The 20,868-nt window shown below is 59.8% G+C and carries 21 protein-coding genes; 10 read left to right on the top strand and 11 right to left on the bottom strand.

Translation table 11 applies throughout. From position 1 onward, the window contains the following. Positions 1-156: 156 nt before the first annotated feature. From A3730_RS21990 to dxs, 4 genes are all read left to right on the top strand, one after another. A complete protein-coding gene (locus A3730_RS21990) occupies positions 157-1,218 on the top strand; it encodes a porin (RefSeq protein WP_063519705.1) in 1,062 nt (353 codons plus the stop codon). A 547-nt stretch (positions 1,219-1,765) separates the two neighbouring features. Then, complete coding sequence (locus A3730_RS21985; RefSeq protein ID WP_063521544.1) at positions 1,766-2,008, top strand: exodeoxyribonuclease VII small subunit; 243 nt, start codon at positions 1,766-1,768, stop codon at positions 2,006-2,008. Next, positions 1,998-2,906 (top strand): polyprenyl synthetase family protein, encoded by a 909-nt coding sequence (locus A3730_RS21980; protein WP_063538946.1) that lies wholly within the window; start codon positions 1,998-2,000, stop codon positions 2,904-2,906. Before A3730_RS21985 ends, A3730_RS21980 begins: the two co-directional genes overlap by 11 nt. A 136-nt stretch (positions 2,907-3,042) precedes the next feature. Further along, complete coding sequence (dxs, locus tag A3730_RS21975; protein WP_063538944.1) at positions 3,043-4,965, top strand: 1-deoxy-D-xylulose-5-phosphate synthase; 1,923 nt, start codon at positions 3,043-3,045, stop codon at positions 4,963-4,965. Positions 4,966-5,013: 48 nt separating this feature from the next. On the opposite strand, the gene A3730_RS21970 is transcribed toward dxs, so the two are convergent. From A3730_RS21970 to glyA, 11 genes are all read right to left on the bottom strand, one after another. Continuing rightward, positions 5,014-6,252: a diguanylate cyclase gene (locus tag A3730_RS21970; protein WP_063520925.1), complete on the bottom strand. Its 1,239-nt coding sequence runs from the start codon at positions 6,250-6,252 to the stop codon at positions 5,014-5,016. 93 nt (positions 6,253-6,345) lie between these two features. Next, entirely contained in the window at positions 6,346-6,831 is a 486-nt protein-coding gene (locus tag A3730_RS21965) for a phosphatidylglycerophosphatase A (protein ID WP_063520926.1), read from the bottom strand. A gap of 93 nt (positions 6,832-6,924) precedes the next feature. Beyond that, entirely contained in the window at positions 6,925-7,896 is a 972-nt protein-coding gene (gene thiL / locus A3730_RS21960; RefSeq protein WP_082872492.1) for a thiamine-phosphate kinase, read from the bottom strand. Between the two features lie 62 nt (positions 7,897-7,958). Continuing rightward, positions 7,959-8,411 (bottom strand): transcription antitermination factor NusB, encoded by a 453-nt coding sequence (gene nusB, locus A3730_RS21955; RefSeq protein WP_063520721.1) that lies wholly within the window; start codon positions 8,409-8,411, stop codon positions 7,959-7,961. 60 nt (positions 8,412-8,471) lie between these two features. Further along, positions 8,472-8,942 (bottom strand): 6,7-dimethyl-8-ribityllumazine synthase, encoded by a 471-nt coding sequence (gene ribE, locus A3730_RS21950; protein ID WP_007150362.1) that lies wholly within the window; start codon positions 8,940-8,942, stop codon positions 8,472-8,474. Positions 8,943-9,084: 142 nt separating this feature from the next. After that, entirely contained in the window at positions 9,085-10,194 is a 1,110-nt protein-coding gene (ribBA, locus tag A3730_RS21945; RefSeq protein ID WP_063520720.1) for a bifunctional 3,4-dihydroxy-2-butanone-4-phosphate synthase/GTP cyclohydrolase II, read from the bottom strand. 95 nt (positions 10,195-10,289) lie between these two features. Continuing rightward, entirely contained in the window at positions 10,290-10,955 is a 666-nt protein-coding gene (locus A3730_RS21940; protein WP_063538942.1) for a riboflavin synthase, read from the bottom strand. A gap of 201 nt (positions 10,956-11,156) precedes the next feature. Continuing rightward, positions 11,157-12,305 (bottom strand): bifunctional diaminohydroxyphosphoribosylaminopyrimidine deaminase/5-amino-6-(5-phosphoribosylamino)uracil reductase RibD, encoded by a 1,149-nt coding sequence (gene ribD, locus A3730_RS21935; protein WP_063518531.1) that lies wholly within the window; start codon positions 12,303-12,305, stop codon positions 11,157-11,159. Further along, positions 12,302-12,796, bottom strand: coding sequence for a transcriptional regulator NrdR (gene nrdR, locus A3730_RS21930; RefSeq protein ID WP_063518532.1), 495 nt, complete (start codon positions 12,794-12,796; stop codon positions 12,302-12,304). Before nrdR ends, ribD begins: the two co-directional genes overlap by 4 nt. A gap of 58 nt (positions 12,797-12,854) precedes the next feature. After that, positions 12,855-13,211 (bottom strand): four helix bundle protein, encoded by a 357-nt coding sequence (locus A3730_RS21925; RefSeq protein WP_063518533.1) that lies wholly within the window; start codon positions 13,209-13,211, stop codon positions 12,855-12,857. A gap of 65 nt (positions 13,212-13,276) precedes the next feature. Continuing rightward, complete coding sequence (glyA, locus tag A3730_RS21920; protein WP_063518534.1) at positions 13,277-14,533, bottom strand: serine hydroxymethyltransferase; 1,257 nt, start codon at positions 14,531-14,533, stop codon at positions 13,277-13,279. Between the two features lie 287 nt (positions 14,534-14,820). Here glyA and ettA point away from each other — a divergent pair, with 287 nt between their 5' ends. The 6 genes from ettA to A3730_RS21890 all read left to right on the top strand — a co-directional run. Beyond that, positions 14,821-16,488 carry an energy-dependent translational throttle protein EttA gene (ettA, locus tag A3730_RS21915; protein ID WP_063538940.1) on the top strand — a complete coding sequence of 556 codons (1,668 nt, stop codon included), beginning with the start codon at positions 14,821-14,823 and terminating at the stop codon, positions 16,486-16,488. 64 nt (positions 16,489-16,552) lie between these two features. Then, positions 16,553-16,912 (top strand): PilZ domain-containing protein, encoded by a 360-nt coding sequence (locus tag A3730_RS21910; protein ID WP_063520858.1) that lies wholly within the window; start codon positions 16,553-16,555, stop codon positions 16,910-16,912. A 4-nt stretch (positions 16,913-16,916) separates the two neighbouring features. Next, on the top strand, positions 16,917-17,525 hold the full coding sequence (locus A3730_RS21905) for an RNA polymerase sigma factor (RefSeq protein WP_063520857.1): 609 nt from the start codon (positions 16,917-16,919) through the stop codon (positions 17,523-17,525). Continuing rightward, a complete protein-coding gene (locus A3730_RS21900; protein WP_063519099.1) occupies positions 17,519-17,749 on the top strand; it encodes an anti-sigma factor in 231 nt (76 codons plus the stop codon). The genes A3730_RS21905 and A3730_RS21900 overlap by 7 nt, the downstream gene beginning before the upstream one ends. Positions 17,750-17,909: 160 nt before the next feature. Further along, positions 17,910-18,953: a methyltransferase domain-containing protein gene (locus A3730_RS21895; protein WP_063520856.1), complete on the top strand. Its 1,044-nt coding sequence runs from the start codon at positions 17,910-17,912 to the stop codon at positions 18,951-18,953. A 43-nt stretch (positions 18,954-18,996) separates the two neighbouring features. After that, on the top strand, positions 18,997-20,868 hold a 1,872-nt coding region (locus A3730_RS21890; protein ID WP_063538938.1), incomplete at its 3' end, for an FAD-dependent oxidoreductase.

Raw genomic sequence — 20,868 nt, 5'->3', positions numbered from 1 at the left:
TCCCTTATTGCGTCGTGGGCGCTGCGCGACACGCTGCCGAAACCCAAACGCGATTACGCAATATTTCGCCTTACACCACCCCACAACTCATAGGCCTGTCGCCTGCCCCGCGCCAGGCCGCACGTTTTTTGCGATAAAAATGAGGGAGAGAAACTGATGAAACAGCAACGTATTTTGCCATTATCGACAGCCCTGCTGGCCGGCTTTGCCGCCCTGCCTGCCCAGGCAGATCTGGAGGTGACGCCCTACGGCTCCCTGCGCATCCAGACAGAAGCCGTTTCTGTCGATCAGGCGCAACCCGGCGAAGACGATTCCTACACCGGGCTTCGGGATGCGTACTCCCGACTGGGTGTCACCGCCAAATATAATGACTTCGAGCATTTCAACATTACCGGCACGGTGGAATTCCCGATTAATTCCGCACGCCTGCAAGCGGAAGACCCGACCTTTTTCCAGGAAAGTTATAAAGGCAACAACAAGCCGCGGGTCGCCGACATTACCGTCGCCCACGACCGCTTTGGTAGCGTGCGCGTCGGTACCCAGTGGCTGGCGTACTACAACAACGTGGCCTACCCGCTGGATTTCTTCAGTTCTTTCTATTCTGGCTACGCCACCCAGGCCACCTTTCGCCGCGACGCGCTCACCTACACCACCCCCAGCATGGGCGGCTTCACGGCCACCGTTTCCGGTGTCGATCTGACGGATCAGCAGGGCACCAGCTATCTGGATACCATGCAGTACGCGCTGTCCTATGCGGTAACCGACTCGCTGGCCTTTGGTATCGGCTACCAGGACAGTGAGCAGGACTCCGCCAAGCATGCCGATCAGGCGGGCATCTCCGCAGCCTGGTCCCCCGGCAACTGGCGCTTCGCCGCCAAGGTGGAACAGCTGCTGACCAACGATGACACCGTCCAGGACGATGACCCGGTGACCTATAACCTGATGGGCTCCTACAGCTGGAACAAGTACACCCTGCGCGCCATGGTCGCCCATGGTGAAGAAACCGATGAAGGTGATGCCTTCTTCCAGGGGGATTCTGCCCAGGTCGGGCTGGACTACCGCCACACCGAAAACCTGAAGTTCTTTGCGGAATACTTCTACGAGGAACTGGGCTACGCCATCTACACCCCCAACTCCGAGAGCTTCAACCCGCTGGCGGGCTACCAGGTGGAAAGCGATGGCCAGGTCTTCACGGTGGGCATGCGGTTTGATTTTTAAGAGCCGCTGGCACCCATCACGCTGCACGCAACAACGCGGTTTAGTGTGATGCGTACCGGAAACCCAACAGGCCGCGCTCGAAACCTCGGCGCGGCCTGTTGGGTTTTACCTGGAAAAAATTCCCATGACTTCTACAGCATGATGCGTGTTGCGCGCACCATGAAGCTTGCTTGATCAGAATCCCCGCCGGTTGACGCAAGCGAAACGCCATAGCTTAGGAGATCAGAGGAAGAAGCAGCCTGCGAGCTCCGGCGGGCCTTTCAATATAATCAGCCACCACGATCGGGTGGAAGCCCCTGTTTAGAACCATTTGGAATCAATCTTCCGGCCCTCTTTTCCCCGCCTGCCTTACCCTATTTATATCAATCACTTAGAATAGATCAAATCAGCTGAACGGTTACCCTGGCCCGGTTTGACCACCACAGCCAGCCCGCAACCTGGAATTGATTCACCACAGCCGCTGCATTACTGTTGCCGCCAGCACAGCCCACTGCAGGGGCAGAGACAGCAAAGACGGGGTCCCGGTGATGGATCCGAGGAGACGCTCATGGCAAAAAACGCAGCCCCCGCGCTGGAAACCTCGCTGGATAGCCTGGAAACCCTGGTGGAACGGATGGAATCCGGTGAGTTGACCCTGGAAGACTCCCTGAAAGCTTTCGAGGAAGGCGTACGCCTGTCCCGGGAGTGCCAGCAAGCTCTGCAGCAGGCGGAACAAAAAGTCCGCATCCTGCTGGAACAGAGCACCGCAGCCGATCCTGAGCCCTTTACCGGTGGTGATAATGAACAGTGAGACGGCGAGCGAATTCGCTGCACTGGACCAACTGACCGACACTGCCAAGGCCCGCCTGGAGCTGGCCCTGGACCACTACCTGCCCACCCAGAGCGCCGCCTCCCGGCTCAGCCAGGCCATGCGCTACGCCGCCCTCAGCGGCGGTAAACGCATTCGCCCTCTACTGGTCTACGGCGCCACCCAGCTGGCAGGCGCGAGTCCGGCCCAGGCCGACGTGCCCGCCGTGGCAGTGGAACTGATCCATGCCTACTCCCTGGTTCACGATGACCTGCCCGCCATGGACGATGACGACCTGCGCCGGGGCCAGCCCACCTGTCACAAGGCTTTCGACGAAGCCACCGCCATCCTTGCCGGCGACACCCTGCACACCCGTGCCTTTGAGCTGCTCGCCTGTCATGGCGACTACCGCAGTGACAGCCGCATCGCCCTGATTCAGCACCTGTGCCAGGCGGCAGGCGTGGACGGCATGGCCGCCGGCCAGATGCAGGACATGCTCGCCCAGGGCCAGCAACAAACCGTGGCAGCATTGGAAGAGATGCATTACCTGAAAACCGGGCGCTTGATCACCGCCAGCCTGCAGCTGGGCTATTTCGCCGCAGAAAAGAACGATCCTGCGCTACTCAACAGCCTCACCGATTTTGGCGATACCATTGGTCTGGCGTTCCAGATTCAGGACGACATCCTCGATGTCATCGGCGGCACCGAGCAGCTGGGCAAGCCCTCCGGCTCCGATGAAAAGCTGCAAAAAAGCACCTTCCCGGCACTTCTCGGCCTGGAGCAAAGCCAGCAACGCGCCCGCCAGTTATGCGAGCAGGCGCAACAGGCTCTGGCTGGCTATGGGCCACGCGCGCTTCCCCTGCAACAATTGGCTCAATACATCATTACCCGGAATCACTGATCCAGCACTGACGATAGCCCCCCCGGACAGTTATACTAGTGCCAGTGGTCCACGCGGAAAGCGCCTGCTTCACACAGCGTTCCGCCCGGACCACAGGCCATTATTCTGCCTTGCACTCATCAGGCTGCATGACCCTATGCCCAAGACGTTTACTCAAATTCCGCTGGCGCGACCTGACACCCCGTTGCTGGATACCCTCAACAGCCCTGCAGACCTGCGGCAGCTGCCGGCATCCCAACTGGAGCGCGTGGTCGATGAATTACGCGAATATCTGCTCTATGCGGTAGGCCAGTGTGGCGGGCATTTCGGCGCGGGCCTCGGCGTGGTCGAACTGACCGTTGCCCTGCATTACCTGTATCACACTCCTGATGACAAACTGGTCTGGGATGTGGGCCACCAGTGTTACCCCCACAAGATACTCACCGGGCGCCGCGAATCACTGACCAGCATCCGCCAGGCCGGCGGCCTGTCCGGCTTTCCCAAGCGCAGCGAATCCGAATACGACACCTTCGGCGTGGGCCACTCGTCCACTTCCATCAGCGCCGCACTGGGCATGGCGCTGGGCGCGGAAATGGCCGGCAGTGACCGCCGTGCCGTGGCCATCATCGGTGACGGCGCCATGACCGCCGGTCAGGCGTTTGAGGCCATGAGCCACGCGGCACATACACGCTCCAATCTGCTGGTGATCCTCAACGACAACAACATGTCGATTTCCCACAATGTGGGCGGGCTATCCAATTATTTTGCGCGCATCTGGGCCAGCAAGAGCTATATCGCCCTGCGTGAAGGTGGCAAGAAAGTGCTTTCCACCATGCCGGCGGCCTGGGATTTCATCCGCCGCACTGAAGAAAGCATGAAGAACATGGTCAGCCCCGACATGCTGTTCGAGGCCATCGGCTTCAACTACATCGGCCCCATCGACGGCCACAATGTGGATGAGCTGGTACGCACCCTGGGCAACCTGCGCGACCTGGAAGGGCCGCAGCTGCTGCACATCTATACCACCAAGGGCAAAGGCTTTGCGCCCGCAGAAGTCGACCCGGTGGGCTACCACGCCATCAACAAGATCGAACCCAAACCCAAGGTTCAGGTGGCCGTCCCGCAAAAGCCCAAGCTGCCCAAGTACCAGGATATCTTCGGCCAGTGGCTGTGCGATATGGCCGAGCAGGACCCACGCCTGGTGGGCATCACGCCCGCCATGTGCGAAGGCTCCGGCATGGTGGAATTCAGCCGCCGCTTCCCGGAGCGTTACCACGATGTGGCCATCTGTGAGCAACACGCGGTCACTCTGGCCGGCGGGCTGGCCTGTGAAAACCAGAAACCGGTGGTAGCCATTTATTCCACTTTCCTGCAGCGCGGCTATGATCAGCTGATCCACGATGTGGCCCTGCAGGAACTGGATGTAACCTTCGGTCTGGACCGGGCCGGCCTGGTGGGCGAGGACGGCGCCACCCATGGCGGCGTGTTTGATCTGGCCTACCTGCGCACCGTGCCGAACATGATTATCGCGGCCCCTTCCGACGAGAACGAATGCCGTCAGCTGCTCTATTCAGCCTATCTGCACGAAGGGCCGGCAGCGGTACGCTATCCGCGCGGCACCGGCACCGGCGCCACCATCGAAGAAACCATGACCGCCCTGCCCATCGGCCAGGCGCGCACCCTGCGCGAAGGCCAGCACGTGGCCATACTGGCCTTTGGGGCACTGGTGCCAGCCGCGCTTGAAGCCGCCGACGCGCTCAATGCCACCGTGCTGGACATGCGCTGGGTGAAACCCCTGGACCGGGATGCCATTCTCCACGCCGCCGCGCAGCACACCTTGCTGGTCACCGCAGAAGACCATCAGCAGATGGGGGGCGCAGGCTCGGCCGTGAATGAACTGCTGCACGAGGCAGGCGTAGTGCTGGATGTACTGAACCTGGCCCTGCCGGATCACTTCATTCATCACGGCAAGCGGGATGTGTTACTGGCCGAAGCGGGCCTGGATGCAGAGGGCATTGAGCAACAGATCCGCAAACGCCTGAACCGCCAACAGACCCTTCGTGAAGCCCGGGAGCGCTAGCTCCGCCCCGGCAAAGTCACGGGAAAGCAACAACTGAAAGGGGAGCGATCATCGCTCCCCTTCGTCGTTCTTGCGCTCCTTGACCAAGCGCACCGCAGGCGGCGCCTGGTAAATTCGCCAGTCATCCCGTCCGCCTTGTTTGGCCAGATAGAGGGCCCGGTCCGCAGCCTCCAGCAAGTCTCCGGCACTGTGCCGGTCGCCGGGAATCATCGTGGCCACGCCAACACTGACCGTCACTTCGTTCATTTGCGGATTATCCGCATGGGGGATGGCCAGTGAGCGCACGGAACGACATAGCCGGGACGCCAGCTGCTGCGCCTCCACTTCATCGGTTTCCGGGTACAACAGCACGAACTCCTCCCCACCAAAGCGAGCCACCAGATCCCCCCCGCGGCGGCTGTAGCGATGGAATTCCGCTGACAGCTTCTGTAGGCAAAGATCGCCTTGCAGGTGTCCGTAGTGGTCGTTGTAGGCCTTGAAGCGGTCCACATCCACCAACATTACGCTCAGCGGCTGTCCGCTGCGTTTGCAACGCCGCCACTCCCGGTCGAAGGCTTCATCGAAAAAGCGCCGATTGGCCAGCCCCGTGAGGCTGTCTTCCCGGCTGAGCCGGTGCAGACGTTCTGCCAATGCCTGGGTACGACGTTGCTGGCGTTGTAGCTGGCGCTGGTTGAAAAAAAGCAGCCGATCACGCACTTCCGAGGAATAGCACAGGAACATCCCCAGCAAACTGATCCCGGTATAGGTACGGTGGAGCACCTGCCAGTCCAGCCCCTGGCCCAGCTTTTCAGCAATCAGTGCCCCCACCAGGCCACCGCCCCAACCTGCCAGCACAGCCACGGTAAAGCGCAACCCGACCATGGCATAGATGATGACCAGTGCATAAATAACAGACACATGAGCCAACTGAATGGCGCCGCTGTCGCGCATGAAGCCGGGAATGGCCACGGACAGCGCCACGGCAAGAAAGCTGCCGACACCGGCATAGAGAGGGAAAAAACGATCCAGCGCGCGCACCTGTGCGAGCAAGCCCGCCACCAGCACAATGATCCCCACCCAGATATAGGTGGACAACCACCAGCCACGAATCTGCTCCGGCGCCAACGCATAAATGCCGGTGATCAGCAGCATGTAGAGCAACAGGATATAGAAGGCATTGACCCGGAAGCTTTCCACCGCCTCCTGGCACTGATAGTCCCGGTACTCCCCTTCCAGGCGCCGGGGGAAGCGCAACCAGCGCACTCCTGGCACCACCACCCGTCGTGAGCGCGGGTCCGTGTCTGACATTGCAAGTCCTTTGCGAATGAATCTTCCTGCAGGTTAAAAGTTAACCTTCAGGAGCGCCATTCCTTTGGCTCCAGCGGTAGTGACAAAACGATATCAGGTAAATATGGCAGGAAATTGCCAGATCAGTAATTGCACCACGACCGCGGCATAAACCCCTGCCAGCAAGTCATCGACCATGATTCCCAGGCCTCCGGCCACCCGCCGGTCCAGCCAGCCAATAGGCCAGGGCTTGATAATGTCGAACACCCGGAACGCCACAAACCCGGCCAGCGCCCCCCAGGGGGTGATCGGTACGGCAATCATGGTGATCAGCAGGCCCGCGATTTCATCCCAGACAATGCCCGGGTGATCATGCACATGCATATCATCGGAGGTCTTCCCGCACAGGTAGGGCCCCACAGCGATTACCGCTGCAGTCACCGCCAGATACCCCCACAGGGGCAGCTGGGCACACAACCACCAGATCGGCATGGCCGCCACCGTACCAAAGGTACCCGGCGCAATAGGCGCCAGCCCGGACCCGAAGCCGAAGGCCAGGAAGTGCACCGGGTTACGCATACTGGGGCGTTGAAATTCCATGTTATTCCTCGCGGGCTCGGTGTCGGCAATCTCTTTGGATTTTGTAGGGTTTAGCGTGCAGCCATGTTGCGTCTTGCTTGCAGGCGTCTCTTGTCAAAAATGCTGCCAGCCAGTAACGGTCAGAGTACGCACCGCCCCATCGCGCTGGCGTAAACGCATACCGGGTTGCGCCTCGATTCGACCCAGGCAATAACTGCCTTGCGGAACCGGCTTTGATGGCGGCAAGGTAAACAATAGCAGATAGTCATCACCGCCCTGCAGCTGCAAGGCCCTCTGCTTATCGGCGCTGCACCCGGCCAGCACGGATGGATCGTCCGGCAGCGCCGCCTCGTCCAGACAGGCACCCAGCTCACCCGACGCCTGCAGGATATGGTTCAGATCCGCCAGCACACCGTCAGAAATATCGATGCAGGCACTGGCCTGACCACGTAGCGCCATACCCAGCTCCCACTGCGGACGGGGCCGACGGAAATGGCCCACGGCAGGGCCGTGACGCTGCCCGGCCTGCCACTGCTCCAGCCCAAGCAAGCCGGCCCCCGTCACGCCGCCTACACAGATCTGATCCCCCGCACGGGCACCATCACGACGCAACGCCAGCCCCGGAGGCACGGCCCCGGTAGCCTGGATCGAGACCGACAGGGGACCACGGGTGATATCCCCTCCAACCAGGCTAATCCCAGCCTGGTCGGCCAGCTCAAACAGCCCCCGGGAAAAGCCTGCCAACCAGTCTGCCTCCACCTCCGGGAGTGTCAGGGAGAGCAAAAACCAGAGCGGTGTCGCCCCCATGGCCGCCAGATCCGAAATATTCACCGCCAGGCAGCGATAGCCCACATCGGCCGGGGCCATATCAGCGGGAAAGTGACGGTCGACCAGACTGGTATCCTGAGTCATTACCAGTTGCTGGCCGGCGGGAGGGGTCAACAAGGCGCCATCGTCACCGGGGCCCAACACCACGGAGCCCCCCTGACGATGGTGAAAATAACGCCGGATCAGGGAGAATTCGTCCAGGGAGCCAGACACTGACGGTTGCGGCGGCGATTGAGAGAAGTCGGCAGGATCAGTCATGGCAGAAGCATAACGCGGCTTGCCCGCAGAACGCACGGGCAGGCCAACGCTAGCAGCGGGTATCAGTCACGGGGGCGGCGTTCCGACGCTTCCGCATAACGCAACTGGCGCGCCAGCTTGTCGAGCACCCCATTCACGTACTTGAAGGAATCTTCTGCGCCAAACACCTTGGCCAGTTCAATGCCTTCGTTGATCACCACCCGGTAAGGCACATCCTGGCGTTCCTTCAACTCGAAGGCGCCGAGTCGCAGAATCGCTTTTTCCACCTGGGACAGCTCTTCCACACGCCGATCCAGATAGGGCGTGAGCTGCTCGTCCAGCGCTTTCACCTGGCCCAGCACCCCGTGCAGCAGATCATGAAAGTATTCACGGTCCACCTTGGCAAAATCCTGATTCGCCAGAAACTGGGCTTCAATGTCGCTCACGGCAGCACCGGCCAGCTGCCACTGGTACAGCGCCTGAAGGGTGAAACGACGCGCCTTGCGACGGGCACTGGGTGTAGATGGATTGTTCATGCGACCTCAGATAACGGAAAACGATGCCGGGCGCCTGCGCCCAGCGCCGCGCCCCTGGAATTACAGGGCTTTAAACAGCGACACCATTTCCAGTGCGCACAGGGCGGCTTCCGCCCCCTTGTTACCGGCCTTGGTGCCGGAGCGTTCGATGGCCTGCTCAATGGTGTCCACGGTCAGCACGCCGAACGCCACCGGGGTACCGGTGCTGTTCTGAACCGAGGCAATGCCCTTGGCGGCTTCGCCGGCCACGAACTCAAAGTGGGCAGTGCCACCACGAATCACCGCGCCCAGCGCAATCACCGCGTCATAGCTACGCTTCTCGATGACCTTTTTCACCGCCACCGGCATTTCCCAGGCACCGGGTACACGGATGATTTCAATATCGTCACGGCTCACCCCGTGACGCACCAGCGCATCCACGGCACCGTCCAGCAGGGCTTCCACCACAAAGCTGTTAAAGCGCGCCACCACGATACCGTAACGGCCACCCACGTTGCTCAGAGTACCTTCGAGAGTCTTGATGTTTTGCATGTGTCTTGTCCTGATCATTGGTCGCACCTGGCAAGGCAGGAGCGTCCAGTGGTTTCGATTAGCTTCCTGACGCCGAAAGCCCAATGCCCAACGCTAAAATCGCAAGCATCAGGCCTGAGGCGTCAGGCATCGGGCGTCTCATTCAACTATCCGCGTCCAAGTACTCGGTGATTTCCAGGTCGAAACCACTCAACGCGTTGAATTTCATCGGGGAGCTGAGCAGGCGCATTTTGCGCACGCCCAGTGCCTTCAGAATCTGGGAACCGGTGCCGATGTTGCGGTACGCACGGGACTCGCCCTTGGGCTTGCCAGCGGTGCCGCCGAAGAAGGCATCCAGGCGTTCGACGATATCGTTGGAGGCGTAATCCTGCCCCAGAATAATCACCACCCCGGCATCCGACTGGGAAACGGTTTCCAGCACCCGGTGCATGTTCCAGCCGGTGCGGCCATTCATCTTGGCGCTCATCAGATCACGCAGCGGGTCCACCTGATGCACCCGTACCGTGACCTCTTCGTCTTCACTGATCTCGCCTTTCACCAGCGCCACATGGGTCAGCCCGTCCACGGTGTCGCGGAACGCCACCAGGCGAAAATCGCCGTACCAGGTATCCAGCTCGTGGTCGGACACCTGCTCGATGGTCTGCTCGTTCAGGGCGCGATACTGGATCAGGTCGGCGATGGTGCCGATCTTCAAGTCATGCTCTGCAGCGAACACTTCCAGGTCTTCCCGGCGTGCCATGGAACCATCTTCATTCATGACTTCGCAGATCACCCCGGACGGCTCGCAACCGGCCAGCGCCGCCAGATCACAGGACGCTTCGGTGTGACCGGCACGGCGCAGCACGCCACCCGGCTCGGCCATCAGCGGGAAGATATGCCCCGGCTGGACAATGTCATAGGCGCGGGCATTGCGGGCCACGGCGGCCTGCACGGTGCGCGCACGGTCAGCGGCAGAGATCCCGGTGGTCACCCCTTCGCGGGCTTCGATGGACACGGTGAACTTGGTGCCAAAACCACTGCCATTGCTCTGCACCATCAACGGCAGATCCAGCAACTCACAGCGCTCACGGGACATGGGCATACAGATCAGGCCACGGCCGTACTTGGCCATGAAGTTGATGGCTTCGCCAGTCACGTGCTCTGCCGCCATCACCAGGTCGCCTTCGTTCTCCCTGTCCTCATCATCCATCAGGATAACCATCTTTCCCTGACGGATATCTTCGATCAGTTCTTCAATACTGTTGAGTTGCATACAATTGCTGCCTTCAATTCATCTGCGGTCAATAACGCACCGCCGCCGCAGACTTTCTGCCAGCCGGCCTTGCGTCTGACGTCCGACGTCTGACGTCAGACGCCTTTGATAAACCCGTTTTCCGCCAGGAACGCCATGGAAATCCCCTCGGAAGTGGGCTCGGCGGCCTTCTCTCCCAGGAGCAGGCGTTCCAGATAGCGGGCTATGATATCAACTTCCAGGTTCACTGGCGTCCCCACCTGCCATTGACCGATGGTGGTGACCTCCTGGGTGTGCGGAATAATGTTCAGGGAAAACACCGCTCCGGCCACACTGTTCACCGTCAGGCTGATGCCATCGACGGTGATTGAACCCTTGTGGGCAATGTACTTGGCCAGCTCCGCCGGTGCCTCGATATCGATACGCACCGAACGGGCATCCTGCTTCATCTCGACAATCTTGCCCAGGCCATCCACATGACCGCTGACCAGGTGGCCACCCAGTCGGGAGGACGGAGTCAGGGCTTTTTCCAGGTTCACCGTGCTGCCCACGCTGATTTGCGCCAGCGAGGTCAGCGACAGCGTTTCCCCGGATACATCCGCCTCAAAGGCACCACCAGGCAACGCGGTGGCGGTAAGGCATACGCCGTTCACTGCGATGGAGTCGCCCAGCTGCACATCGGAAAAGTCCAGCCCTTCGCTCTTGATCAGCAAGGTCACATCGCCGCCTTTCGGGGTCATGGCGGCCACCTTGCCCATGGATTCGATAATGCCGGTAAACATGTAAACTCTCCTGCGTCAGGCTCGCAGACCAGACACGTCGGTATTGAGTCGAAAGTTTAAAGTTCAAAGTTGAAAAGCGCGGGCAGAGCCTTGCCTGTTGTCCGTTCCGCGCCCGCGTTCACCGGTAATCGCGACGCCAACCACTCAACCTCGCACCGCCCTCATCTGCGTTTTAACTTTCAACTTTGAACTTTAAACTCATTACGCCGGAACCAGCGTCAAACGCAGATCATCGCCAATCTGGCGCACATCCTGCCAACGCAACGCCACCTTCTCGCTCATGCTGGCCAACTGCGGCAGCCCCAGTAACGGCCGGGCTGACGAGCCCAACAGGGCCGGTGCCATATAGACGAGAATTTCGTCGAACAGGCCCTCACGAACAAACGCACCGGCCAGCGTGGCGCCACATTCTACCAGCACTTCATTACATTCGCGCCGGTTCAATTCGATCAACAACTGCTGCAGGTCGATCCCGGAGCCAGAGGCCGGCAAGTGCATGACCTCAGCTCCGGCGGATTCCAGCGCATTCTGGCGCCCCGGGTGCTGTTCCCCAGCCACCAGCAGGCAATGCCCCGGCGCACTCACCACCGGCACATCCGGGGGCGTGCGCAGAGTTCTGTCCAGAATTACCCGCACAGGCTGGCGCACCCAGTCGCGGCCCGCCTGACTGTGTTCATCTGGGCGGCAATGATAGTCCGCCAGTGTCCATTGTGCCGGGCGCACCGTATAGGAAGGCCGGTCCGCCAGCACGGTCCCCACGCCGGTGATCACCGCCGAACTGCGTGCCCGCAGGCGCTGCACATCTTCCCGCGCCGCCGGGCCGGTGATCCACTGGGACTCCCCACTAGCCATGGCCGTGCGGCCATCCACACTGGCGGCAATCTTGATGCGAATATAAGGTCGCTGCCGGGTCATCCGGGCAATGAACCCCGGATTCAATTCCCGGGCCTGCGTTTCCAGCAATCCCGACGCCACCGCAATGCCGGCATCCGCCAGCCGTTGCAGCCCCTGCCCCGCCACCTGGGGATTGGGGTCCTCCATGGCCGCAACAACCCTCGCCACCCCGGCGTCCACCAGCGCATCCGCGCAGGGGCCGGTACGCCCGGTATGGGAGCAAGGTTCCAGAGTGACATAGGCCGTGGCTCCCTGAGCCCGATCGCCAGCCGCCGCCAGCGCATGACGCTCGGCATGGGGCTCGCCGGCCCGGGCATGAAAGCCCTCACCGACCACGGCGCCATCACGCACCAGCACACACCCCACTCGTGGGTTAGGGTCCGTGGTGTAGAGGCCTTGGCGCGCCAGTTGCAGCGCCCGGCTCATAGACTGATGGTCGGCAGCAGAAAAGCTCATGATTCCTTCGAGTCTTCCAGCTTGTCACCGGGTTTGCCGCCGGCTTTTTTCAGGCGATCCACTTCAGCGGAAAACTCGGAAATATCCTGAAAACTGCGGTACACCGACGCAAAGCGCACATACGCCACATCGTCCAGCTGTTGCAGTTCTTCCATCACGAACTCGCCCAGCTCCCGGGCCGGCAGCTCCCGTTCGCCGGTGGCACGCAGACGGTGACAAATCCGGCTGATTGCGGCTTCCAGGTCTTCCATGCTCACCGGCCGTTTCTCCAGCGCCCGCAGCATGCCCGCACGCAGCTTGGCCTCATCGAACGGCTGGCGGGTGCCATCGGTTTTCACCAGGCGCGGCATCACCAGCTCTGCTGTTTCAAAGGTGGTAAAGCGCTCGGTACAGCTCAAGCACTCACGGCGACGACGGATCTGCACCCCATCCGCAACCAGACGGGAGTCGATCACCTTGGTGTCCTGGGCGGAGCAAAACGGGCAGTACATGGAAACCCCAGTTGACAGTTGATAGTTGACAATTGACAGCTAAAACCTTGAAACCCGATTATCTGCGAGTTTTGGTGGTTTTGATAATTGCCGTCAATATCTTCAATAACTCTTTGGCGTCAGCCATAACCGACTGACCAGACGAAGGCTCCAAATAGCCGGACTCCATCAACAACTCCAGCCAATATTCCGTTTCATTAGCCTCTTTCAGAGCGATAGACAATTTATGCACGAAGTCTGCACGACTCTCGGCCTGCTCTGCTTCCCTGACCAAGGCTCCAATTGCTGTTCCGCTGCGCAGCAATTGCTTACTTAATATGTATTCTCGCTTCTGCTCTTGCAGATACTGATAAACCTTTATCATCCGCAAAGCAAAAGCGCGGGATTTCTCCCGCGCTGCATACTTTCTCGTCATCCGTGACTCTACGTATTGTTTGCTTTTCGCTGTCAACTATCCACTGTCAACTGTCAACTCATCTTCTACCGCTCATAAACCGGCAACCGAGCACAAATCTCCTTCACCTTGCCTTTCACACTCTCAATCACAGACTCGTCACCCATATTGTCGAGGATGTCACAGATCCAGCCAGCCAGCGCCTTGGCGTCGGCTTCATCAAAGCCGCGACGGGTAATGGACGGGGAGCCGATACGCAGGCCGGACGTCACGAACGGGGAACGCGGGTCGTTGGGCACGGCATTCTTGTTGACGGTGATGTTGGCGCGGCCCAGGGCGGCGTCGGCATCTTTGCCGGTGATGTCCTGCTTGATCAGGCTGAGCAGGAACAGGTGGTTTTCGGTGCCGTTGGACACCACGTCAAAGCCGCGCTCGATGAATACGCCGGCCATGGCCTGGGCATTCTTCACTACCTGCTGCTGGTAGCCCTTGAAGTCAGCCTGCATGGCTTCCTTGAAGCAGATTGCCTTGGCGGCAATCACGTGCTCCAGCGGGCCACCCTGGCCACCGGGGAACACGGCAGAGTTGATCTTCTTCTGAATGTCTTCGTTGGCCTTGCCCATGATCAGGCCGCCACGGGGACCACCCAGAGTCTTGTGGGTCGTAGTGGTAGTGATGTCGGCGATGCCCACCGGGCTGGGGTACACACCCGCCGCAACCAGACCGGCCACGTGGGCCATGTCCACCAGCAGGATGGCGCCCACTTCATCGGCGATATCGCGGAAACGCTGCCAGTCCACCACCTGGGAGTAGGCAGAGAAGCCCGCCACGATCATTTTCGGCTTGTGCTCGCGGGCCAGGGAGGCCACCTGCTCGTAATCAATCAGGCCGGTCTCATTGTCCAGGCCGTACTGGATGGCGTTGTAGGTCTTGCCGGAGAAGTTCGGCTTGGCGCCGTGGGTCAGGTGACCACCCGCGTCCAGGCTCATGCCCAGCACGGTGTCGCCAGCCTTCAGCATGGCCATATACACCGCGCCATTGGCCTGGGAACCGGAGTGCGGCTGCACGTTGGCCCAGTCGGCGCCGAACAGCTCACAGGCCCGGTCGATGGCCAATTGCTCGACCACGTCCACGTTTTCGCAACCGCCGTAGTAGCGCTTGCCCGGGTAGCCTTCGGCGTACTTGTTGGTCAGCACGGAGCCCTGGGCCTCCATGACCCTCGGCGAAGCATAGTTTTCAGAGGCAATCAGCTCGATATGCTCTTCCTGGCGAACTTCCTCGGCCTCGATGGCCGCTTTGATTTCCGGGTCAAACTCGGCGATGGACATGGATTTCGGGAACATGGGCTACCTGTCAACGTGCTAAGAGTGGATTGGGGCGCGTATTCTAACCAAATCCGGGGCCAATGGCACTTGAAGTCCGCTCATGGAAACCTGCCAGTCGTCTCATGGCGTCAGGCACCGGTTTTCTGGCGCCAATCCGGCCTTACATCGCCCTATCAAAGGCCGTGCACTTTCACTCACGGCCGCTTTCCGTTAGCTTAGGCGCCAATCAAAGTACCCTCTGCCGGGGCCTGCAGCCCGCCTGCACCTTACGCCCCGCACATTAATACAGACTGCGGTCGGAGTTTATGAGCCAGTACATCTTCACCATGGACAAGGTGGGCAAGGTTGTCCCACCCAAGAAACACATCCTGAAGAACATCTCCCTGTCGTTCTTTCCCGGCGCCAAGATCGGCGTGCTGGGCCTGAACGGCTCCGGTAAATCCACGCTGCTGCGCATCATGGCCGGCGTGGACAAGGACTTCCTGGGTGAAGCACGGCCGCAGCCGGGCACCAATATCGGCTACCTGCCCCAGGAGCCGGAGCTGGACCCGGAAAAGAATGTCCGCGAGATCGTCGAAGAAGCCGTGGCGGATATCCGTAACGCCCAGCAGCGCCTGGAAGAAGTCTACGAAGCCTATGCGGCGGAAGACGCGGATTTCGACAAGCTGGCCGCCGAACAGGCCAAGCTGGAAGACATCATCGAAGCCAGCGATGCGCACAACCTTGAGCGCAAACTGGAAATCGCCGCCGACGCGCTGCGTCTGCCGCCCTGGGACGCCAGCGTGAAAACCCTGTCCGGGGGTGAACGCCGCCGTGTTGCCCTGTGCCGGCTGGTGATGAGCGCCCCGGACATGCTGCTGCTGGATGAGCCCACCAACCACCTGGACGCGGAGTCCGTGGCCTGGCTGGAGCGCTTCCTGCACGAATTCCCCGGCACCGTGGTGGCGGTGACCCACGATCGCTACTTCCTGGATAATTCCTGTGAGTGGATTCTGGAGCTGGATCGCGGCGAAGGCATTCCTTGGCAGGGCAACTATTCCTCCTGGCTGGAACAGAAAGAACAGCGTCTGGAGCAGGAAGCGAAGAGCGAGTCGGCCCATCGCAAAACGGTGGAGAAGGAACTGGAATGGGTGCGCCAGAACCCGAAAGGCCGCCGTGCCAAGAACAAGGCCCGTGTGTCTGCGTTCGAAGAGCTGGCCAGCCAGGAATTCCAGAAGCGCAACGAAACCCAGGAATTGTACATCCCGCCGGGTGAACGCCTGGGCGAGCAGGTTTTTGAAATCAAGAATGTGGCCAAGCAATTCGACCACAAGCTGCTCTACGAAGATCTGGATTTCCAGATTCCCCGTGGCGCTATTGTCGGCATCATCGGCCCCAACGGTGCCGGTAAAACGACCCTGTTCCGCATGCTGGCCGGCCAGGAAACCCCGGACAGCGGCGAGATCGTCACTGGCGATACCGTACAGATGGCCTATGTGGACCAAAGCCGTGAAGACCTGGACAGCAACAAGACGGTCTGGGAAGAAGTCTCCGACGGCAACGACATCCTGCGCATCGGCAACTATGAAGTCCCCAGCCGCGCCTATCTGGGCCGGTTTAACTTCAAGGGTGGCGACCAGCAGAAGCGGGTCGGCGATCTGTCCGGCGGTGAACGCAACCGTCTGCACCTGGCCAAGCTGCTCAAGCAGGGCGCCAACGTGCTGCTGCTCGATGAGCCCACCAACGACCTGGACGTGGAAACCCTGCGGGCATTGGAAGAAGCCCTGCTGGCGTTCCCCGGCTGCGCCATCGTGATCTCGCACGATCGCTGGTTCCTGGACCGCGTCGCCACCCACATCCTCTCCTTCGAAGGGGATGCCCAGGTGGAATGGTTCGAAGGCTCTTACACCGAGTACGAAGAATACAAACGCAAGCAGCTGGGCGATGCGGCCCTGCAACCCAAGCGCATGAAGTACAAACGAATCGAAGTCTGATTCGTGCAGGATAATGCCGACACAGCAACAACGTGTCGGCCGGGGACGTAACAGGGACGACAGCATGAACGAAAGACGGCGGGCCAATCGGGTGGACTTCGACGGGGAGGCCACCCTGGCTTTCCAGCAGGACAGCCACCCCGTGTCACTGGACGACATTTCCATCATGGGCGCACGGCTCAACAGCAGCACGCCGCTCGCGCTGCCCGATGCGGCCCCGGTCACCCTGACCATTACCCTGGAAGACTCTGATATCACGCTCACCCTCCCGGCAAAAGTAAAGCGCCAGGAGGGCCATGATATTGGCATCATGTTTGATCGCCCATCCGTGGATGACATGCAGCATCTACGCCGCATTGTCATGCTGCATCAGGGCGACGACGGCGAAGATGACCCCGCCACCCTGCTGACCCCGGAGAGCTGACACCTTGGACCCGACCCTGGAAAGCCCGGAGTTTGTTGACCGCCTGCGCCAGGGAGACCGAGCTGCCTTTGGGCTACTGGTCAAAGCCCATCACAACATGCTGCTGGCCACCGCTCGCACCATGCTGTCGCCCGCGGATGCGGAAGAAGCGGTGCAAGATGGCTGGATCGCTGCCCACCGCGCCATTGCCAAGTTCGAAGGCCGCAGCCTGCTGCGCACCTGGCTTACCCGCATCGTCATCAACCAGGCACGGATGATGTTGCGCAAGGGCGGCCGCGAGATTCAGTTTGATCCCAGCAATGAACAGGACCCACTGGCGCACCGCTTTCGTGACGGCGGGCACTGGGACCATCCGCCACAACACTGGGATCTGAGCGGCCCAGACGCTCTGCTGACCCGCGACGAGCTGCGCCACTGCATGGAAAAAACCCTGGGAAAGATGCCGGACAATCAGCGCCTGGTACTGGAACTGCGGGACCTGCAAGGGATGGACTTCGACGATATCTGTAACATGCTCGACGTTAGTGCATCCAATGTACGTGTGCTGCTGCACCGTGCCCGCGCGCGGTTGTTTGAGCTGGTGGATCATTTTCAGGAGACAGGCGAATGTTGAAGTGCAAACACGTCGTCGAAAAAGCCGACGCCCTGGTGGATGGCGCCCCGCTAAGCAAACGGGAGCGCTTCGCACTGCGTCTGCATCTACTGATATGCCACCACTGTCGCCGCTACGTACGTCAGTTGCGTGCGCTGGTGACCTCGCTGCGCCGCCCTCCGCCGGAAACGGTCAGCCAGGAGAAAGTCGACGCGGTCCTCGACAAACTGGACAAGACACCCTGATTCACGCGACTTTCACAGTCGCTGACCGCTACTACCCGCCAGTGCACTTTTTATCATTTCGGCCCAATGCCCGGCGTTCTACTCTGACCCACCAGATCGTTAAGTGGACCGCCTGCGCTCACAGCATGATGACAAACTATCCTTCCCCCGGAGACGCTCAATGCGTAACGATGTACAGGATTATTACGGCAAACAGCTGCATTCCAGTGCAGACCTGCAAACCAATGCCTGCTGTGACCAGGCACCGCCGGAACATCTCAAGCCCCTGCTGGCACAACTCCATGATGAAGTGGTCAGCCGCTACTATGGCTGTGGGCTGGTGGCCCCGGATCAACTGGAAGGCATGCGCATTCTGGATCTGGGTTCCGGCTCCGGGCGAGATGTGTACCTGCTATCGGCACTGGTGGGCGAGCACGGCGAAGTGGTTGGCGTGGACATGACCGACGAGCAATTGGCGGTGGCCAATCGCCACCTCGACTATCACCGTGACGCTTTTGGTTACGCCAACAGCAATGTACGTTTCCTGAAAGGCTATATTGAAGAGCTCGACAAACTGGATTTGCAGGACGGTTATTTCGACATTGTCATCTCCAACTGTGTCATCAACCTGAGCACCGACAAGGCCAAGGTCATCGCCGACGTAAAACGCCTGCTGAAACCCGGCGGCGAGTTCTTTTTTTCCGATGTTTATGCAGACCGGCGCATCCCTGCCTCACTGGCCAAAGACCCGGTGCTGTACGGAGAGTGCCTGTCCGGCGCCCTGTACTGGAATGATTTCATCAACCTGAGCAAGCGCTGCGGCTTTGCCGATCCAAGACTGGTGGAATCCCGCCCGCTGACCATTGAAAACCCGACCATCGAAAAAACGCTGGGCAATATCCGCTTTTATTCCGCCACCTACCGGCTGTTCAATATCGATTCGCTGGAACCAGCCTGTGAAGATTATGGCCAGGCGGTGGTCTACAAAGGCACCCTGAAAAACAGTCCCAACGCCTTTGCCCTGGACGACCATCATTTTATTGAAGCGGGCAAAGTCTTCCCGGTTTGCGGCAATACCTGGTTGATGCTGGAAAAAAGCCGCTTTGCCACACACTTTGACTTCATCGGTAACTTCAACACCCATTACGGTATCTTCGAAGGCTGCGGGCTGAATGTGCCATTTGCACAAGCAAACAGTACAGACGCGACAGGCAGCTGCTGCTGATGCCCACCAATCCTTTGACCCACCCCCACCAACAGGACCTGAAATGAGCATCAAGAAAGGCCTACTTTTCGCCGTCCTCGCCGCGTTGATCGGTTGTTACTTTGTTTTCGATCTGGGGCAGTATTTCAGCCTCGGCTATATCAAAGAACAACAAAGTGCCTTTGATGCTCTTTATCAGGACAACCCTGCGTTGATCCTCGGTGGCTTTTTCGCGCTCTATGTCATTGTCACGGCACTCAGCCTGCCCGGCGCGGCTATCATGACGCTGGCCGCCGGGGCCCTGTTCGGCTTCTGGATTGCCCTGGCACTGGTGTCCTTTGCCTCCTCAGCGGGCGCTACCCTGGCGTTTCTCGCCTCCCGTTTCCTGTTTCATGACACGGTGCAGAATCGCTTTGGCGAACGGCTGAAAAAACTCAATGAGGGAGTCAAAAAAGAAGGCGCATTTTATCTTTTCACATTGCGTCTGGTGCCTGTTGTCCCGTTTTTCATTATCAATCTGGTTATGGGCCTCACCCCCATCAAAGCGCGCACCTTTTACTGGGTCAGCCAGGTGGGCATGCTGGCAGGCACGGCGGTCTACGTGAATGCAGGCACCCAACTTGGCCAGATCGGCAGCCTGGGGGGGTTACTGTCGCCTCAGTTATTGGGCGCCTTTGTGCTGCTGGGTATTTTCCCCTGGATAGCCAAGGCGATCATGGCCCGCTTGCAGTCACGCAACGTGTACAAGGGCTGGAAAAAACCCAAACAGTTTGACCGCAACCTGATTGTGATTGGCGCAGGCTCTGGCGGGCTGGTCAGCGCCTACATTGCCGCCACCGTCAAAGCGAAAGTGACCCTGATAGAGAAACACAAAATGGGTGGCGACTGCCTGAATACCGGGTGCGTGCCGTCCAAGGCACTGATCAAGAGTGCCCGCGTGGCCTTCTATGAAAAGCAGGCGGAAAAGTTCGGCTTCGACAGCATTCGCAATGACTTCCGTTTCCGTACATTGATGGAACGTGTCCACACCATCATCAAGAAAATCGAGCCCCATGACTCTGTAGAACGCTACAGCGAACTGGGGGTGGACTGTCGGCAAGGTGAAGCGGCTTTTATTTCCCCCTGGGAAGTAGAGATCCGCAACGGTGATCACCGCGAACGCCTGACCGCCCGCAGCATTATCATCGCCACCGGCGCCCAACCGTTTATTCCACCGATTCCCGGTATCGAGGACATGGATGCACTCACCTCCGACACGCTGTGGAACATTGAAGAGCAGCCCCAGCGCCTTGTGGTCCTGGGTGGCGGCCCCATTGGCTGTGAGCTGTCGCAAACGTTTGCCCGTCTGGGCAGCCAGGTGACGCAGATACAGAAAGGCCCGCGCCTGATGCCCCGCGAGGATGAAGACGCCGCAGCACAGGTCACCACCGCACTGAAAGAGAGCGGCGTCACGGTACTGGTCGATCACACCACCGTGCGCTTTGCCCGGGAAGAGGGTGAAAAGGTGTTGTATGTCACGGGGGACGGACAGGAAAAGCGGATCGTATTCGATACGTTATTGCTGGCCGTGGGGCGCAAAGCCAACACCACAGGGCTGGGACTGGAAACACTGAAACTGCCCACCAATGGCAACGGCACCATCACCGTCAACGACCACCTGCAAAGCCGCTTCCCGAATATTTATGCCTGCGGGGATGTGGCCGGCCCCTACCAGTTTACCCATACCGCCTCTCACCAGGCATGGTATGCCTCGGTCAATGCCCTGTTTGGTTTCGCGAAAAAATTCAAAGTGGACTATCGGGTGATCCCCTGGTGCACCTTTACCGACCCGGAAGTCGCCCGGGTCGGTCTGAATGAACAGGAAGCCAACGAGCAAGGCATCGATTACGAGGTCACCCGCTACGGCATTGACGACCTGGACCGGGCTATCGCCGAA

This window comes from Alcanivorax sp. HI0044 (assembly GCF_001634945.1).
Note: the sequence above shows the minus strand (reverse complement) of the source record. Positions and strands in the feature narration are given on the sequence as shown.